This is a genomic window from Amycolatopsis palatopharyngis, assembly GCF_003385185.1.
Lineage (GTDB): Bacteria > Actinomycetota > Actinomycetes > Mycobacteriales > Pseudonocardiaceae > Amycolatopsis > Amycolatopsis palatopharyngis.
This window is the reverse complement of the sequence record NZ_PQHZ01000007.1, coordinates 199,777-214,303: the sequence shown is the minus strand read 5'-3', so window position 1 is coordinate 214,303 and position 14,527 is coordinate 199,777. Positions and strand designations below refer to the sequence as shown.

At 65.1% G+C, this 14,527-nt stretch carries 24 protein-coding genes; 23 read left to right on the top strand and 1 reads right to left on the bottom strand.

Features of this window, described 5'->3' with window-relative positions; genetic code table 11:
• The first annotated feature begins 175 nt into the window (after positions 1–175).
• The 23 genes from D0C15_RS08120 to D0C15_RS08005 all read left to right on the top strand — a co-directional run bounded on the left by D0C15_RS08120 (position 176) and on the right by D0C15_RS08005 (position 14,008).
• On the top strand, positions 176–844 hold the full coding sequence (locus D0C15_RS08120) for a hypothetical protein (RefSeq protein ID WP_116042308.1): 669 nt from the start codon (positions 176–178) through the stop codon (positions 842–844).
• The gene (locus D0C15_RS08115; RefSeq protein WP_116042306.1) at positions 841–1,272 is read left to right on the top strand and encodes a hypothetical protein; all 432 of its coding nucleotides are present in this window, start codon (positions 841–843) and stop codon (positions 1,270–1,272) included. Before D0C15_RS08120 ends, D0C15_RS08115 begins: the two co-directional genes overlap by 4 nt.
• A 142-nt stretch (positions 1,273–1,414) precedes the next feature.
• The gene (locus D0C15_RS34005; protein WP_162829952.1) at positions 1,415–1,657 is read left to right on the top strand and encodes a hypothetical protein; all 243 of its coding nucleotides are present in this window, start codon (positions 1,415–1,417) and stop codon (positions 1,655–1,657) included.
• Positions 1,654–1,785: an IDEAL domain-containing protein gene (locus tag D0C15_RS34000; protein WP_162829951.1), complete on the top strand. Its 132-nt coding sequence runs from the start codon at positions 1,654–1,656 to the stop codon at positions 1,783–1,785. The genes D0C15_RS34005 and D0C15_RS34000 overlap by 4 nt, the downstream gene beginning before the upstream one ends.
• A 25-nt stretch (positions 1,786–1,810) precedes the next feature.
• Positions 1,811–2,065 carry a hypothetical protein gene (locus D0C15_RS08105; protein ID WP_116042300.1) on the top strand — a complete coding sequence of 85 codons (255 nt, stop codon included), beginning with the start codon at positions 1,811–1,813 and terminating at the stop codon, positions 2,063–2,065.
• Positions 2,066–2,269: 204 nt separating this feature from the next.
• Positions 2,270–2,572 (top strand): hypothetical protein, encoded by a 303-nt coding sequence (locus D0C15_RS08100; RefSeq protein ID WP_116042297.1) that lies wholly within the window; start codon positions 2,270–2,272, stop codon positions 2,570–2,572.
• A gap of 5 nt (positions 2,573–2,577) precedes the next feature.
• The gene (locus D0C15_RS08095) at positions 2,578–2,880 is read left to right on the top strand and encodes an HNH endonuclease (protein WP_116042295.1); all 303 of its coding nucleotides are present in this window, start codon (positions 2,578–2,580) and stop codon (positions 2,878–2,880) included.
• Between the two features lie 289 nt (positions 2,881–3,169).
• The gene (locus D0C15_RS35430) at positions 3,170–3,598 is read left to right on the top strand and encodes an HNH endonuclease (RefSeq protein ID WP_116042293.1); all 429 of its coding nucleotides are present in this window, start codon (positions 3,170–3,172) and stop codon (positions 3,596–3,598) included.
• Positions 3,599–3,766: 168 nt separating this feature from the next.
• The gene (locus tag D0C15_RS08085; RefSeq protein ID WP_162829949.1) at positions 3,767–4,132 is read left to right on the top strand and encodes a hypothetical protein; all 366 of its coding nucleotides are present in this window, start codon (positions 3,767–3,769) and stop codon (positions 4,130–4,132) included.
• A 76-nt stretch (positions 4,133–4,208) separates the two neighbouring features.
• The gene (locus D0C15_RS08080) at positions 4,209–5,597 is read left to right on the top strand and encodes a terminase (protein WP_116042288.1); all 1,389 of its coding nucleotides are present in this window, start codon (positions 4,209–4,211) and stop codon (positions 5,595–5,597) included.
• A 196-nt stretch (positions 5,598–5,793) separates the two neighbouring features.
• Positions 5,794–6,954, top strand: coding sequence for a phage portal protein (locus D0C15_RS08070; RefSeq protein ID WP_211323114.1), 1,161 nt, complete (start codon positions 5,794–5,796; stop codon positions 6,952–6,954).
• Complete coding sequence (locus D0C15_RS08065; RefSeq protein ID WP_116042281.1) at positions 6,951–7,724, top strand: HK97 family phage prohead protease; 774 nt, start codon at positions 6,951–6,953, stop codon at positions 7,722–7,724. Before D0C15_RS08070 ends, D0C15_RS08065 begins: the two co-directional genes overlap by 4 nt.
• Positions 7,725–7,846: 122 nt before the next feature.
• Positions 7,847–9,271, top strand: a complete 1,425-nt coding sequence (locus D0C15_RS08060; RefSeq protein ID WP_116042279.1) for a phage major capsid protein — start codon at positions 7,847–7,849, stop codon at positions 9,269–9,271.
• A gap of 69 nt (positions 9,272–9,340) precedes the next feature.
• Positions 9,341–9,607: a hypothetical protein gene (locus D0C15_RS08055; RefSeq protein ID WP_116042277.1), complete on the top strand. Its 267-nt coding sequence runs from the start codon at positions 9,341–9,343 to the stop codon at positions 9,605–9,607.
• Positions 9,604–10,329 carry a hypothetical protein gene (locus D0C15_RS08050; protein WP_116042275.1) on the top strand — a complete coding sequence of 242 codons (726 nt, stop codon included), beginning with the start codon at positions 9,604–9,606 and terminating at the stop codon, positions 10,327–10,329. Before D0C15_RS08055 ends, D0C15_RS08050 begins: the two co-directional genes overlap by 4 nt.
• Complete coding sequence (locus D0C15_RS08045; protein WP_162829930.1) at positions 10,326–10,592, top strand: hypothetical protein; 267 nt, start codon at positions 10,326–10,328, stop codon at positions 10,590–10,592. Before D0C15_RS08050 ends, D0C15_RS08045 begins: the two co-directional genes overlap by 4 nt.
• A complete protein-coding gene (locus tag D0C15_RS08040) occupies positions 10,592–11,074 on the top strand; it encodes a methyltransferase domain-containing protein (protein WP_116042269.1) in 483 nt (160 codons plus the stop codon). The genes D0C15_RS08045 and D0C15_RS08040 overlap by 1 nt, the downstream gene beginning before the upstream one ends.
• On the top strand, positions 11,075–11,620 hold the full coding sequence (locus tag D0C15_RS08035; RefSeq protein ID WP_116042266.1) for a head-tail connector protein: 546 nt from the start codon (positions 11,075–11,077) through the stop codon (positions 11,618–11,620).
• Complete coding sequence (locus D0C15_RS08030; protein WP_116042263.1) at positions 11,617–12,042, top strand: hypothetical protein; 426 nt, start codon at positions 11,617–11,619, stop codon at positions 12,040–12,042. Before D0C15_RS08035 ends, D0C15_RS08030 begins: the two co-directional genes overlap by 4 nt.
• On the top strand, positions 12,039–12,491 hold the full coding sequence (locus D0C15_RS08025; protein ID WP_116042261.1) for an HK97 gp10 family phage protein: 453 nt from the start codon (positions 12,039–12,041) through the stop codon (positions 12,489–12,491). The genes D0C15_RS08030 and D0C15_RS08025 overlap by 4 nt, the downstream gene beginning before the upstream one ends.
• A 9-nt stretch (positions 12,492–12,500) precedes the next feature.
• Complete coding sequence (locus D0C15_RS08020; RefSeq protein WP_116042258.1) at positions 12,501–12,824, top strand: hypothetical protein; 324 nt, start codon at positions 12,501–12,503, stop codon at positions 12,822–12,824.
• 201 nt (positions 12,825–13,025) lie between these two features.
• Positions 13,026–13,511: a phage tail tube protein gene (locus tag D0C15_RS08010; RefSeq protein ID WP_116042253.1), complete on the top strand. Its 486-nt coding sequence runs from the start codon at positions 13,026–13,028 to the stop codon at positions 13,509–13,511.
• Positions 13,508–14,008, top strand: coding sequence for a hypothetical protein (locus D0C15_RS08005; protein ID WP_116042250.1), 501 nt, complete (start codon positions 13,508–13,510; stop codon positions 14,006–14,008). The genes D0C15_RS08010 and D0C15_RS08005 overlap by 4 nt, the downstream gene beginning before the upstream one ends.
• A gap of 255 nt (positions 14,009–14,263) precedes the next feature.
• On the opposite strand, the gene D0C15_RS08000 is transcribed toward D0C15_RS08005, so the two are convergent.
• Entirely contained in the window at positions 14,264–14,521 is a 258-nt protein-coding gene (locus tag D0C15_RS08000; RefSeq protein ID WP_116042248.1) for a hypothetical protein, read from the bottom strand.
• Positions 14,522–14,527: the final 6 nt, after the last annotated feature.

Here is a 14,527-nt window from a genome sequence, read left to right as displayed (position 1 = left end):
TACTGACCGGCGAAGTCCTGACCGAACTTGAAGCCACGGTTCGCGCCCTGGAGAAGCGTGTGGGGGAGTTGGAACGCAACGAGCACGGCCACTGCACCCAGTGCGGCAAACCCACCCCCACCGGGTGCATGACCCGTTGTGGTCCTGACACCCCATGCCCGAAAGTGAGGGCAGCGTGACCGCCCAGTGCGTGCTGTGCCCGGGTAAGAACAAACGCCAACCCGACCGCGGCTACGCCTGCTTCCCCTGCGTCAACCGCGTTTTGCAGCACCTCGGGGAGATCGAGGACTACGCCGCCACCCTCTCCGTGATGAAAGGCTCCAGCGGTGGCGGCCGCCGCGCCCCCGGCTTCGGGTCGGGCTCACCCGGGCGAGACGACGTCATCGTCGCCCTGGACTACCGGTCCGCCGGTGGGGCAGGGGTGCATCGGTTGCGTGACCCTCGGGACGAGTCGGACACCCCCATCCGTTCGCTCGTCGGCTCCCTGCACGGCATCGCCCAGTGGGTGCGGGCCGAACGCGGCATCACCTACAGCAGCGAACCCACCATCACGGGCGAGGTGCGGTTCCTGCGTGCCCACCTGGACTGGTGCGCGCAGCACGACTGGATCGGGGAGGTCGCCGACGACATCGCCGACCTGCACCGCCAAGCACGGGGTTTGTCCCCGCTGGGCGAGCGGAAGCGGTTCATCGGCCGCTGCCGCACCCCCGTCGGCGACGACACGTGCGGCACCAAGCTGTACGCGTCCCTCGACGCGGATGAGGTGCATTGCGTGCCGTGCGACAGCACGTGGCCCCGCGACCGCTGGCTGTGGCTCGGGTTGTTGCTGGAGGACACCGGATGATCAAACCCCGCCTACGGCTGGCCGACACCGCAGCTATCGCCTCACTGTTCCGGGTCGCACCCGGAACCGTGCGGTATTGGGCGAGCGTGGACCGGTGGACGCCGTACGGCACCCGCCGACACCGGCAGTGGAACCTGCTCGAAGCGCAAGCATCGTACGATCAACGACACACCCAGGAGGCAAAGCAGATGGACACCGACACCGCAATGGTCGCCCGCCGCGAGAAGCTCTGCGAGTTCATCCGCGCGCACGGCCTCGACCCCAACGACATCCCGGAAGACTTCGACGTCGAACTCGACGGCGGGAACTGGCACATCGAACGGCTCGTCCGCAACGAGGGCGGTGACCTGGTCCTCAACCCTGAGAACCCTGACCAGTTCAAGCGCGAGATCGTCACCGTCCCCTACGCCGCTCCCTGGCCGCTGTGACACGCCGTAGATCACCCCGTCTTGCTCACGACCAGCAGCCAACGTATGGTTGGTCATGTTGGTGATCTGTCTCTAGAGGACGATCCCGAGAGCCCCCGTAGACCAGCAGGTCACGGGGGTTTTCTCCTGCAGGGAGGCGAAAGTGACCCCTCCTCTTCGCTGGCTGATGTGGCTGATCGGGGTCCTCGCCTCGTTCGCCTGGCTCGAACTCCCCGCCCTTCGTGACCGCGCCCCCGACAAGCCGTCGGGCACCCTGTCCACCGTGTTCCGGTTGTGGCTGGGTGTCGACCCGCTGCACTGGCGCCGCTTCCTGCTGGTCCCCGCGTTCCTCGGGTGGTGCGGCTGGCTGGCCTGCCACATGGCGAAAGGCTGGTGGCGACGGTGACCGAGACACAGCAGCGCCGCATCAGGGCCACCATGCAGCGCATCGACAACGCCCTGGACCGCAAGGACCACCGCACGTTCAAGCAGCTGGCCATGCTGCTGAGGGACCTCAAGAGGCAGGCATCGTGAAGAATCCATTGCTGGGTGGCTCGTGATGCTGTCTGAGCTCCCGGACGCCTGGAAGCAGTGGCTCGGCGCCTGGTACAGCCAGTTCGACCCGAGTACGCCAGTGGTGTTCTACAAGGACGACGGGACGGACAGCCCCGACGAGTGGGCAGACGGGTCGCACATCGCGATCAGCCTCACGCTCGGCCTCGTTTGGCCGGTACGGATCAAGGGCTGGGCAGACGTCACGGTCATCGGCTGGGACGGCATCGCCAAGCTCCTCGCCGAGGGTCGCAGGACCTGACAGTGCGCCGTCTGCTGGCCCTCAGGGGGTACATGGACGCGATGGCCCGCTTCAACACATGTCCACGTCGGGCATGTCGGGGCTACACCACGCATGGGTGGCTGCGGCACTGGTTCGGCTGGCTCCTGCCCTAGTCGAAAGATCAAACTACCGGCTAACCCGCAGGTCGCACCCGTACCAGTCGGTAACTACGGAGGTGGAGTGATGGACCTCGGCAGCGTCAAGGCCCTCGCCACCGACACGGTGTTCCTTGGCAAGGCCACCGCCGCACTCATGCGAGTAGCGATGGAGGACGGGGTCAAGCTGTACCTGCAGCAGGACAGCACCCCAGCGGACAAGGCACTGATCCGCTTCTACCGTGAGGTACTGGAGCAGCCCGAGATCTACGGAGCGAAGTTCGCCTGGGCCCTGGCCTCCGACGACCGGGCCACCACCACACCCACTGATGACACCATCCTGGCCGGGGTGCGGAAGGTAGCCCAGATGCACGCCAAGGTCCCGATCTAAACGCCATGGCGAAGTGGCACGGCCAAGCCGGCCGCAAGTGGCGGGCCCTCTGCCAGCAGGTGTACACCGAGGAGACCCACTGCTACTGGTGCGGGCAGTACGTCGACCAGACCCTGCCGCCCACTCACCGCATGAGCCGAACAGCGGACCACAAGCACGAAGTCCACGAGGGCGGACATCCACTCGATAGGGACAACGTGACCCTCATGCACCGAGCCTGCAACAGCGCGAAGTCGAACAAGATCCGAGCGAGACGACGCGCCATCGACAGGGGTGCCGTGATCATGGTGGACCCGAGCACGATCTGACCGAACGAGTGTTCGACCGCCGGGACGTTCGAACGGGTGTTCGGTTTTTTGGGAGAAGATCCACATGTCCACCCGTCCGCCGCGATCATTTCTTTGCACGAATCGAGATCGCTACGGCCGCTGCACGGTCTGACCTGCGGAAACGCGACGCTTGCTGCAACGGGAGGTGGGCGCGTTGCCAAGGAAGCCGGACACGCCCTGTTCCGTTTGCGGCAAACTCGTATGGTCCACGTCGAAGTCGCTGCCCGTCGGGCAACGTCGGTGCCATCGGTGCCGGGCAACCGCGAGGATGACGCCTCGCGCCTGTGAAGCGTGCGGTACGGAGTTCGTGCCCCAGGGCAGGCGACAGAAGGCCTGCTCGACCCGGTGTGCCTACGCCCGGCCAAGCGGTAAGTCCCCGGATGAGCTGCGGGCTGCGGAGCGCCTGCGGTTGCAGGCCAAGTGTCGGCGCCGGCGCGCTGAGAAGCTGAGCAGGGCAAGCGAGCCCTACACCTTGGCTGAGATCGCGAAACGGGATCGGAACCGGTGCGGTTTGTGCGGCCATCGCGTGCCGATGCAGAGGAAGTACCCCGACCCGAAGTCGCCGAGTATCGATCACGTGATTCCACTGGCCGACGGTGGTGATGATGTGAAGGCGAATGTGCAGCTCGCGCACTTCGTGTGCAACTCGCGCAAGGGCGTGTGGGGCAGGCCCCAGCAGTTGGCATTGGTGGGTTGAGCGATGGCCTCTACTTCGACGTTGCGTGCGCGTCGGTCGCGGATGCACAAGCGCGGGGACCACTCGCTTTGCCGACCGGAGCACTGCGAAGAGGTTCGGCCTCCGGAGACAGCTTCCGACGACCGGGAGACGCCCTTAGGTGTCGCTGGCGGGGCGCTGTGGCAGGAGATGACCAAGGAAGGGCAGCTTCCACCGTTGCAGTCACGGCTTCTACTGGAGGCGTGCCGTATCGCCGATCGGCTTGACCGTCTGGATCGGCAGTTGTACGGCGGGGATTGGCTCACGTTCGACGCCGACAACGACTCGGGTCAGGTCACGGTCGTAGTTGATCGGGTTTTGGCGGAGTCGCGGCAGCAGGCGTTGGCTTTCAAGCAGATCGTCGCGGAATTGAGGCAGTCTCAGACGATCTCAAGGCCGGGCCGGAAGCCTGCGTCAGCAGTTCAGGGAAAGGTGAAGTCTTCGGGAGGCGCGGGTGCAAACATCTCCGACCTTGCCGCCTTCGCAGCTTCGCGGGGCGCGTCGCCCGCGGGTTGAGTCACGGCCGACTTGCGAGGTCGCCTTCAGTCATGGCGACGTTGCGGCGGAGTTGATGCGTCGTGCTGGCCAGGTGATGGACTCGTGGCAGTCGGACGCGCTTGACCTGTTGATGTCCGTCAAGCCGGACGGCAAGTGGGCATGCCGCGAGTACGGGGAGATCGTCGCCCGGCAGAACGGCAAGGGCGGGATCCTCGAGGCACGCGCGTTGACGGGCTTCTTGGTTCTCGGCGAGCGGCTCGTTATGTGGTCTGCGCACGAGGTGAAGACGGCATTGGAGGCGTTCCGCCGCTGCCAGGATTTGCTGATCGGGCTTGGTGAAGAAATCGGGCCGAACCTGATTCAGGTTGGCGAGACTGTCATCAAGGTCAACAACTCGAGTGGGGCGGAAGGGTTCGAGCGGCTCGACACTCGGCAGCGTATTCGCTTCATCGCCAGGTCGAAGGGATCGGGACGAGGGTTCTCGGGCGACTTGGTCATCATCGATGAGACGTTCGCCTACACGCACGTCATGCATGACGCGCTGCTGCCGACGATGAACGCCCGCCCGAACCCGCAGATCATCTACACGTCCTCTCCGCCGTTGGACTCGTTCTCCGGTGAGCCGATGTTCGACCTTCGGGAGCGGGCCGAGGCTGGCGGGGATGACGCCCTGGGGTGGCGTGACTGGGGGCTGGAGGGTCTCCTCGACGAGTTGGACCGGGTCGACCTGGACAACCAGGAGTCTTGGGCCGCGACCAATCCGGCCCTGGGTATGCGTGTGAGCCTGGAGACGCTCGCATTTAACCGGCGCTCGATGTCGGATGTGGGGTTCGCCCGAGAGATCCTCGGTATCTGGCCGCGCCAGAACAAGGGTGGCGGCGCGATCGACGTCAAGCAGTGGGACGACCTGACCGATAAGGACTCGCGGCGTCAGGGTGACGTGGCGATTGGGGTGGATATCGCCCCACTGCGGGATTATGCGGCGATCGCCGTGTACGGGCTGCGTGGGGACGAGTTGGGTCACACGCAACTGTTGGACTACCGGCCTGGTGTGGGCTGGTTGGTGGATCGCATCGTGGAGCTGCGGGACACGCTGGACCCGGTCGCGATCGGCATGGGCAGAGGCACATACGCGTCGCTGGTGACCGACCTGGAGAAGGTTGGTGTCACAGTCCCGGAAAACCCCGAGGAACCCCTCAGGGGTGAGCTGGCGGTCACCAACGGGGTCGAGATGGCCGCGGCGTGCGGCCAGATCATCGACGCGGTAAAGCAGGGAACGATCCGTCACCTCGGGGAAAACCCACTTGATGCCGCTGTGTCTGGGGCGAAAACCCGGCAGACCGGCGACACCATCGCCTGGCATCGGCTGGACACGTCCACCGACATCAGCCCGCTCGTGTCGGTGACGATGGCCCGCTGGTCCTACACCACCCGCGTTGACCTAGTCACCGCGGACTACGACGTGCTGGATTCCGTTTACTGATGAGGGGAGCCGAGATGCGAGGGATCGCGACGACTCTCCTGGACGCGATTGGGCTGCTCGCTTTCGCCGCGGGTGTTGGGCTTGGCGCAGGAACCTTGCTCGGTTGGTGGGGCTTGGCGCTGGCTGGTGTTGTCATCCTTGCGGGATCGGGTGTGTCCGCGTGGCTCGATGAGCGTCCGCAGAAGCGTGGTGACACGTGAGCCTTTTCCGCCGCTCGTTCCAGGGCATGACCGCTGAGGAGCACATCCGGCATGACCGGACACTGCGCTCCTCAGCGGCGGGTGTGGTGACGAACGAGAGCGCTCTCCGGCACTCTGCGGTGTGGGCGTGCCTCCGGCTTCGGGCGAATCTCATCTCGACGCTGCCCATCGACGTGTACCGGCGATTCGACGGTGTCCAGGTGGAGGTTCCGAAGCCCCCGGTGCTCGTGAACCCCGGCGGTGAGCGGGTCGACGTGTTGGAGTGGATGTACTCCAGCCAGTTCGACCTCGACCGCGCCGGTAACGCGTTCGGGTTGATCACGGAGCGGAGCGAAACTGGCCTGCCAGCCCGTATCGATCTGCAGCCGTTCTCCGAGGTTTCCGTGCGGGTGAAGGACGGCGACGTCCACAAGTACAAGATCGGGCGCCTGGAGTACGAACCCCGGGACGTGTGGCATGAGCGGCAGTACACCGTCGCCGGGTTGCACGTGGGTTTGTCTCCTGTGGCGTACGCGGCGTGGGCGATCGGGGAGTACCTGTCGATTCAGGAGTTCGCCAGCGAGTGGTTCGGCAACGGCGCCACCCCAAAGGGCCATTTGAAGAACACCGCGAAGACGCTGCAGCCCAAGGAAGCCGACGCGATCAAGACGAAGTTCAAGCAGTCCGTCCAAGGCGGGGACGTGTTCGTCTCCGGGTCGGACTGGGAGTACAACATGATGACCGTCGAGCAGGCCGCCACGGACTGGATCGAGGCGAAAAAGTACTCGATCGCGGACATCGCCAGGTTCTTCGACGTGCCGGGGGATCTGATCGATGCCGCGGTGCATTCGAACAGCATCACGTACGCGTCGGTCACGCAGCGAAACCTGCAGTTCCTGGTCATGCACTTGGGTCCGGCGATCATCCGCCGGGAGACGGCACTGGGGAAACTCACCCCGAAGCCGCGGTACGTGAAGCTCAACACCGACGCGCTGCTGCGGATGGACCCGAAATCGCGGGCGGAGATGCTCAAACTGCAGATCGACTCGCGAGTCAGGACCCCGAACGAGGCCCGGGAGCTCGACGAGTTGGCGCCGCTCACCGATGGCCAGAAAGACGAGTTCGACGCGCTGTTCCCGCAACGACAGACCCCCGCGAAGACCGGAGTGGAGCAATGACCGAAGAGATCCGTGACCTGCGCGCCGCCGCTGTGCGTGCGCAGCCGGGCCTGATCCCCTGTGGCGTGGCTCGATCCCAGCCCTTCCCGAGCACCCTGCGAGCGAAGAAGGTCGAGAAGGACGGCCAGTCGTTCGTTCAGGTGGAGGGCTACGCGTCTGTCACCGAGCGTGGCTACGACATGTGGGACATGTTCGGCCCGTACACCGAGATCGTGTCGGCGGGTGCGTTCGACAAGACCCTGGACGCGAACCCCGATGTGGCGTTCCTGCTCAACCATCGCGGCATGACGATGGCTCGCACCACGAACGGAAGCCTGGAGTTGTCGGTGGACGACACGGGCCTGAAGTCGGTGGCGTTCCTGAACCCGAAGCGGCAGGACGTGAAGGACCTCGTGATCGCCATTGAGGACGGCAACATCACCGAGATGTCGTTCGCGTTCATGATCACGCGGGGGCAGTGGTCCCCGGACTACATGGAGTTCCGGATCCAGGAGGTCGACCTCGACCGCGGCGACACGTCCGCGGTGAACTACGGGGCGAATCCCTACACGTCGATCGCGGCTCGTTCGCACGAGATCATCGACTGTCTCGACAAGCTCCCCGCCGGCGCCGCACGCGCCGCGCTGGACAAGCTCAACGGGCGCCGCGACTTGCGCCCCACCGAAACTTCGGCGCCTGCACCGCAGGAGCCGGCTCCCGTCAAGCGGGAGGAACCAAAGGGTCGTTCGCTGGCCCTGATTCGCACGCAGCTGCTCGCAGACGACGAATAGCTGCACCCAACCCCCCTTTACGCCATCGGCAGATCGCACCGATGGCGGTGCCCGCGCGCGTCGACAGATCACACCGGCCCGGGTGGCACGCACCCCCATCACTCAAGAAACGGAGCGATTCGATGGCATCGACCATTGACGAACTGATCGCTGGTATCGAGGTGGAGCTCGAGGCCGCTGAGAAGCGCGCCAAGAAGGCTTCCGTTGAGGTTCAGACGATCCTCGCAGCCGCAAGCCAGGAGGGTCGGTCGAACCTGACCCCCGAGGAGGACCAGCGCGTCACGGACCTGTTCGCCGCGCGCGACCAGGCCAAGGCGGACCAGGACGGTATCCGGGTCAAGCTCGGCAACGCCAACAAGGTCAAGGCCGAGGAGGTGGAGGCGCAGCGGGCCGCGAAGGAAATCAAGACCACCGAGGTTCGTAAGCCCTCCTACGACCAGGTCAGCCGTATCGGCCAGGAGGAGCGGACCTACCGCAAGGACGAGGACCCGTACGGCACTGGGTTCCTGCGGGACCTGTCCCGCCAGTTCATGTACAACGACGTGGAGGCGTCGTCCAGGCTGGCGCGGCACATGCACGAGGAGCGCGTGGAGCGCGCTCAGTACCTGACCCGAGCGGTCGGTACGTCTGCGTTCGAGGGGCTCGTGGTCCCGCAGTACCTCACCGACATGTACGCCCCCGCCACCGCGGAGCTTCGCCCGTTCGCGGACGTGTGCAACCAGCACCCGCTCCCCGCATCGGGCATGTCGGTGGAGATCTCGCGGATCACCACCGCTACGGGCGTGGACCTGCAGGCGACAGAGAACGCCGCGGTGAACGAGACCAACGTCGACGACACCCTCCTGTCGGTTCCAGTTCGTACCGCTGCCGGTCAGCAGACGATCTCCCGCCAGGCGATCGACCGCGGCACCGGCATCGAGGATGTCGTGTTCCAGGATCTGTTCAACCGGTACGCCACCCGGCTGGACTCGACCCTGATCACGCAGGCGACGACGGGTCTGTCGGCGTCGGCGCAGGCCAACAGCTACACCGACACCACCCCCACCGCCGAGGAGTTGTACCCGAAGATCCTGGGTGCCGCATCGGCGGTGGAGGCGAACATGCTCGCCATGGGCACCCCGTCGCACGCGGTGATGCACTCGCGTCGGTGGTACTGGCTGTCCAGCCAGTTGTCGGCGAAGTGGCCGCTCATCGCCCAGCCGAACGTCCCGGCCCAGACTGGCGGCACGAACTCCGGCATCCAGTACGGCGCGGGCGTCCGCGGTGTGCTGCCGAACGGCCTGAAGGTCGTGGTGGACAACAACATCGCCACGAACCTTGGTGCGGGCACGAATGAGGACGAACTGTACGTCGTTCCCGCGAGTGAGTGCCACCTGTGGGAGGACCCCAACGCCCCGGTGTTCATCAGGGCTGAGCAGGCCAAGGCGGCAAGTCTGGGTGTGCTGATGGTGGTGTACGGCTACTTCGCCTACACCTTCGGCCGATACACCAACGGCATGCAGAAGATCTCCGGCACCGGGCTCGTCACCCCGGTGTTCGGCGCCTGACCCCAGCCTCAGGTGTAGGGGTGGCCCGGTGGTACGTCGCCGGGCCACCCCCCGTGACTCAAAAGGAGGATGATCGTGGCCGTTCAAGGCAAGACCGTTCAGTTGAGTTCGTCCGCGCCAACATTGCTGGTGAGTGCGGTGAACCGCAACCAGACTCATGTCGTCGTGAAGTCCAGCACTTCGGGCAACGTGGGTCTTGGTGGATCAGATGTGTCGTCCACCAGCTTTGAGCTCAGCGCGGGGGAGACGGTTCAGGTCGTGCTCGAGCGCGACGAGGAACTGTGGGCATCGGCGAAGGCCACCATCTTCGTCTCAGTTCTCGCGAACAACCTGTGAAGATCGTTCGGTCCTGGCCTGCCCAGGTCCCCGACAACCGAAGCTATGTTGTCGACGATCTCCCCAGGCTGGTGCTCGAGGACTATGACCTCAGCCCGCTCTGCGAACTCGATGACGACGTGATCCTGATCGAGTGGGACCTTGCAGCCAGCGAGGAAGACTTCGTTCGCTTCGCCGACGCGGTACGGGACGACCCAGGCCGGGTGGTGGTGGCGCCGTACCGGCTGTACCTCACCACCGAGTCGCAGCGGCCGTTCCAAGAACCGGTGTGGGCGCACCGGCGGCCGGATGGCAGTCATGTCGACGAGAACGAGCCGACGTGTGCGTTCTTCGGCTTCGGCCTGACCTACTTCCCCCGGGAGATCGTCCAGGCGTTCCGCGCCAGCTGGCAGGGGCACTTCTCGGACGGCTCGTTCTCCGGCTGGCACCGCAACAACGTGACGCACGAGGTGCCGATCGTGTGGGACGTCCGACCCGTGCACTTGCACTACGACGTGCGCAAGCTCGCGGGGTTGCCTCCGATACCGCGGCCCCGGCCCAACGAACGGCCTATCAATCCGCAAGACCCCGCACGGGCTGCGTGGCTGGCGGATCCTCAGCGGCGACGGGAGATCGACGCGCTCCTGGCCGAAAGGGTGCACGCTGCTCGCCGGTCGAAGCACGAGAACGTCGCCGAGATCGATCGACAACTGGCCGTCCGTGGCTACCAAGCGAAGGGATGAACATGTCCAGAGACGGCGAGATCGCGGCGCTGCTCCGCGAACGTGACGGGTACCTGCAGTACGGGAAGCTGGACCGGGTCGCCGCGGTAGACGAACAGCTCCAGCTGCGCGGCTACAAGAACGAGCGCCCGGAGACCGCGCCACCCCAGGGGCGCTCAGCGAGGCCGTTGGAGACCGCGAACCAGCCGACGGAGCCGGAAGCCCCTGCGGAGCCGAAGCGCAAGGGCCGGTCGCGTCCTGCCCGGGACACCACTGAGGACTGATGCACACCGCAGCGATGGACTGGCTCGCCCGCTATCGAACCAACGACCGGGTGACGGTGCTGGACATCGGCGGCAGGAACATCAACGGCTCACCCCGGACGCTGTTTCCGAACGCCGAATACACGGTCCTGGACATCCTCGACGGGCCCGGCGTGGACATCGTCGCGGACGCCGCAACGTGGAGCCCCCGCAAGACGTACGACGTAGTCATCTGCGCAGAAGTGTTCGAGCACACCGACGTGTGGCCGGCGATCTGCCGGACCGCGTTCGATGCTGTGCGGGGGGTGTTCATCGCAACCATGGCAGGCCCTGGAAGGGCTCCGCACTCCGCAATCGACGGGGGCCTACTTCGCGACGGCGAGTACTACAGCAACATTCGCCCCGAAACCCTGCGGGAGGTCCTGGTGTCCTGTGGGTTCTCCGACATCAACGTTGACCAGACCGGCGATGACGTCAGGGCTGTCGGATCGAGGGAGGTCTGAATGGCCACCGAGATCATCGGCCTCGACGAGATGAAGGAGTATCTCAACAAGACGTCGTCAAAGGACGACGCTGAGATCCAGGGCTTCATCGACTCGGCTGTTCCCGTTGTCGAGTACTACGCGGGACCGGTCGTCACCCAAGTCATCACCGAGCGCCACACCAGCTTCATCGCGCTCTTCGAGCCGCCAGTGCTGTCTCTGGACTCGGTGACGGCGGTGTTCTCGTCGGGGACATCGTGGGAAGTCGCTGACCTCGTCGTCGACAAGGTGACAGGCATCGTTGAGCGGGCCGACGGGCTCGCGTTGTTTGGCGGCCCGTGGAACGTCACCTACACCGCGGGGAGAACCACCGTCCCAGGGAACATCAAACTAGCCACGAAGATCATCGTGAAACATCTGTGGGAAACCCAGCGGGGCCAGATGGCGAAACTCCCCATCGGCGGGGGCATCGACAACGTCCCCGTCGCATCGGGTATCTCCTACGCCGTTCCCCGTAGGGCACTGGAACTGTTGCGGCCGGACAACACCGCTGGGGGGATCGCGTGAGCTCCGTCCCCGCCGCATGTGACTGGCTGGTCGCGAACCTTCCCCCGGTGCTGACGGGGTGGGAGGTCCTCGACGGGCCGCCGATCGTGGACTTCGAAGCGGACGGACTCTCCATCGGCTACGTCCCCGAAGAGATGTCGGTGACGTCCAAGGAGGGCACCGCTGATCTCGGGGGTGGGCGGCTCGAGGTGTACGACATCAACTGTCTGATGTGGTCATACCGCGGGGATGAGGACGTCAAACCCGTCCGGGACCGGTGCTTCGAGGCACTGGCCGCTATCGGCGTGAAGCTGAAGGGCACCACAATGGGCGGGGCGGTTGCGCGCGCCCAGGTGCGGTTCATGGACTTCGATCAACAGCAGAACGCCGAAGGCGCTTGGGGTGTCATGGTGTTCGCCATCGAGTGCCAGGCGTTCAAGTGAGCGACTCCAGCGAGATCGTCGCGAGGCTGGTCGAGGATTTCGGGAAGATCCCGCTCGAGTTCCGCCAGCAGGTGAGGCCGGAGCTGAAGAGGGCCGCGGACTCCGTTGTGCAGGACGCGAAGAAACGCGCCTCGTGGTCGTCGCGTATCCCAGGTGCGATCGGTGTTCGGGCGTCGTTGTCGAAGAAGCGGCAGGGCTTCTCGATCAGGGTCAATCAGGATCGGGCGCCTCACGGTCGGCCGTTCGAGGGCATCGGCACCAGGGGCAACACGTTCCGCCATCCGGTGTTCGGCACCGGTGACCGGCGCGGCGCCCACTCGCACGACAAGTGGGCCGAGCAGAAGAAGCGCCCGTACATCTGGCCCGCGGTCCGAGCGAACAGTCAATCGGCACGTGAAGCCGTCGCCCAGGCCGTCGAGAAGGCCGCCCGTATCCACGGATGGAAATAGGAGAGCCACATGGCCACCGTCAGTGTCCAACAGATCACCACCGGGGGAGTCGCTCCCACGTACTCCCCCGCGTCGGTAGGCGGGGACAAAATCATCCCCGGGGCGGGAACGTTCCTGCACGTCAAAAACGCGCACACGGCCGCGCAGGATTGCGTCATCGTCACCCCGGGGACGGTGGACGGGCTGGCGATCGCCGACCGCACCGTGACCGTCCCCAACGCCGGGGAGCGGTGGATCTACGTGCCCGCAACGCTCTACCGGGCATCGGACGGGTTCGCTTCCATCACCTGGTCGGGCACCACGGCCATGACGTTCGCGGCATTGAAGGTCTGACATGTGGATCTATCACCCGGAACTGGACCGCAAGGTCGAGGTCGCCGATTCCGCACTCATGCAACTTCGCCTGTCGGGGTGGGATGAGTGCGACCCTCCTCCGCCTCCCGTCGTGAAGACCTCCCCTCCGTCTCTCGTCGTCGAGGACGACGTTGAGAAATCCCCCCGAAGGGCTCGTAAGCCCGGTAAGGAGTCCTGACCATGGCTGCACCTGCCATCACGGCGTCCACGAGGTATTTCGACCCGGAGACCACGAAGGTCTACTACGTCGCCTCCATCGCGAGCAAGTCCGCCCCGACCCGCCTCGAGTTGAACGCCGGCACGGATCTGTCCCCAGAGGTCGCCGACATCACCGGCTGGAACGTCACCGGTGAGCAGATCCCCACCCCCGACCTGGGGGCGCTGTTCACCTCCCAGATCCCGGGCCGCACCACCTCGGACGACTCGTCCCTGACGTTCTACGCCGACAAGGCCGGTGTGGACGTGCGTGGCACCCTCCCCCGAGGGACGAACGGGTTCATCGTCTGGCTCGACGGTGGGGACACGGCCAACAACAAGATGGACGTCTACCCCATCCGGGTCCGCTCCAACGGCAAGATGCGGTCCCTGTCGAACGAGGCCGCCCGCATCCAAATTCAATTTAGTATCACCAGTGAACCAGCAGAAAATGTCACGGTCCCGGCGTGAGTCTCCGTAAGCGCCTCAAGTCCCGCGCCCTTCCCACGGCTGAGTTCCGCCTGCGTATCTCCGAGGATTCGGAGACGCAGGCGGAACTCGTCGCGGCCCGCTACGCGCTGGGGCTGGCGAAGAAACGCGGGGAAGACCTCACCGAACTGCAGGCGAAGGTCGATGGGCTTGAGGCGAAACTCGAGGAGTGCTACGAGACGCTGAAGATCACCGCGTTGAAGCCCGCCGAGATGGAGGCGCTGATCGACGCGCATCCGCCGACGAAGAAGCAGGAGGAGGCTGAGGCGATCTGGAACGTCGACACGTTCCGGCCCGCTCTGTTCGCCGCCTGCATCGACGGGGACATGACGGAAAAGGACTGGGCCTCGTTCTGCGAGTCCGGGCAGGTCACGGCGGGGGAGTTGGTGGACCTGTTCCGCACCGTCACTGACCTGAACCTGCGTGCCCCGTCGAGCGCAGTGGGAAAAGACTGGGAGCGGATTCTCAGCTCGCTCTAGAGATGGCTGTGTGCGCCAGCTACAAGATCCCCCATTCCCAGTTCCTCGAGTGGGACCAGGGAGATCGGGACAAGGCGATCTGGTGGCACATCCGCGAGGCGGAGAAGTGCCCTGGGTGTGGGACACGGCATGAGGACTGGGAACACGACCACAACGCCTTCATCGGTGATGTGATTCGCTGCCGGGGGTGTGAGGTGCGGCAGCGTACCGAGGCGTCCATCCGGGACGACGACGGCCGCGGACTGCACGTGGTGCTTAAGAGGCGATCGAGTCCTCAGTCTTCTGCTTGACCTTCGGCCGCCAGAGCATGGCGGATACCGCGAGCCAGGCTACCCCGCTCAGCAGTCCGGCAACGAAGATGACCGACCCAGCCAGCTGGACTGGTGAGATTGCCCCGTCATAACCCGGTTCGGTGCCCAGCATCATGATCAGCCCGAAAAATGTGGCTGCCCCTGCGATAACGACCAACGTTATGGCGTAGGGGTTGCTCTGCTCTTCTGGAGTTTCGCTCATCGTCTC

What these genes read in the sequence shown, in the direction of transcription:
- D0C15_RS08115 (WP_116042306.1), top strand. Translation starts at nt 841, where the DNA reads ATGATCAAACCCCGCCTACGGCTGGCCGACACCGCAGCTATCGCCTCA.
- D0C15_RS08105 (WP_116042300.1), top strand. Translation starts at nt 1,811, where the DNA reads ATGCTGTCTGAGCTCCCGGACGCCTGGAAGCAGTGGCTCGGCGCCTGG.
- D0C15_RS08100 (WP_116042297.1), top strand. Translation starts at nt 2,270, where the DNA reads ATGGACCTCGGCAGCGTCAAGGCCCTCGCCACCGACACGGTGTTCCTT.
- D0C15_RS08095 (WP_116042295.1), top strand. Translation starts at nt 2,578, where the DNA reads ATGGCGAAGTGGCACGGCCAAGCCGGCCGCAAGTGGCGGGCCCTCTGC.
- D0C15_RS35430 (WP_116042293.1), top strand. Translation starts at nt 3,170, where the DNA reads ATGACGCCTCGCGCCTGTGAAGCGTGCGGTACGGAGTTCGTGCCCCAG.
- D0C15_RS08085 (WP_162829949.1), top strand. Translation starts at nt 3,767, where the DNA reads ATGACCAAGGAAGGGCAGCTTCCACCGTTGCAGTCACGGCTTCTACTG.
- D0C15_RS08080 (WP_116042288.1), top strand. Translation starts at nt 4,209, where the DNA reads ATGGACTCGTGGCAGTCGGACGCGCTTGACCTGTTGATGTCCGTCAAG.
- D0C15_RS08065 (WP_116042281.1), top strand. Translation starts at nt 6,951, where the DNA reads ATGACCGAAGAGATCCGTGACCTGCGCGCCGCCGCTGTGCGTGCGCAG.
- D0C15_RS08060 (WP_116042279.1), top strand. Translation starts at nt 7,847, where the DNA reads ATGGCATCGACCATTGACGAACTGATCGCTGGTATCGAGGTGGAGCTC.
- D0C15_RS08055 (WP_116042277.1), top strand. Translation starts at nt 9,341, where the DNA reads ATGATCGTGGCCGTTCAAGGCAAGACCGTTCAGTTGAGTTCGTCCGCG.
- D0C15_RS08045 (WP_162829930.1), top strand. Translation starts at nt 10,326, where the DNA reads ATGAACATGTCCAGAGACGGCGAGATCGCGGCGCTGCTCCGCGAACGT.
- D0C15_RS08040 (WP_116042269.1), top strand. Translation starts at nt 10,592, where the DNA reads ATGCACACCGCAGCGATGGACTGGCTCGCCCGCTATCGAACCAACGAC.
- D0C15_RS08035 (WP_116042266.1), top strand. Translation starts at nt 11,075, where the DNA reads ATGGCCACCGAGATCATCGGCCTCGACGAGATGAAGGAGTATCTCAAC.
- D0C15_RS08020 (WP_116042258.1), top strand. Translation starts at nt 12,501, where the DNA reads ATGGCCACCGTCAGTGTCCAACAGATCACCACCGGGGGAGTCGCTCCC.
- D0C15_RS08010 (WP_116042253.1), top strand. Translation starts at nt 13,026, where the DNA reads ATGGCTGCACCTGCCATCACGGCGTCCACGAGGTATTTCGACCCGGAG.
- D0C15_RS08000 (WP_116042248.1), bottom strand. Translation starts at nt 14,521, where the DNA reads ATGAGCGAAACTCCAGAAGAGCAGAGCAACCCCTACGCCATAACGTTG.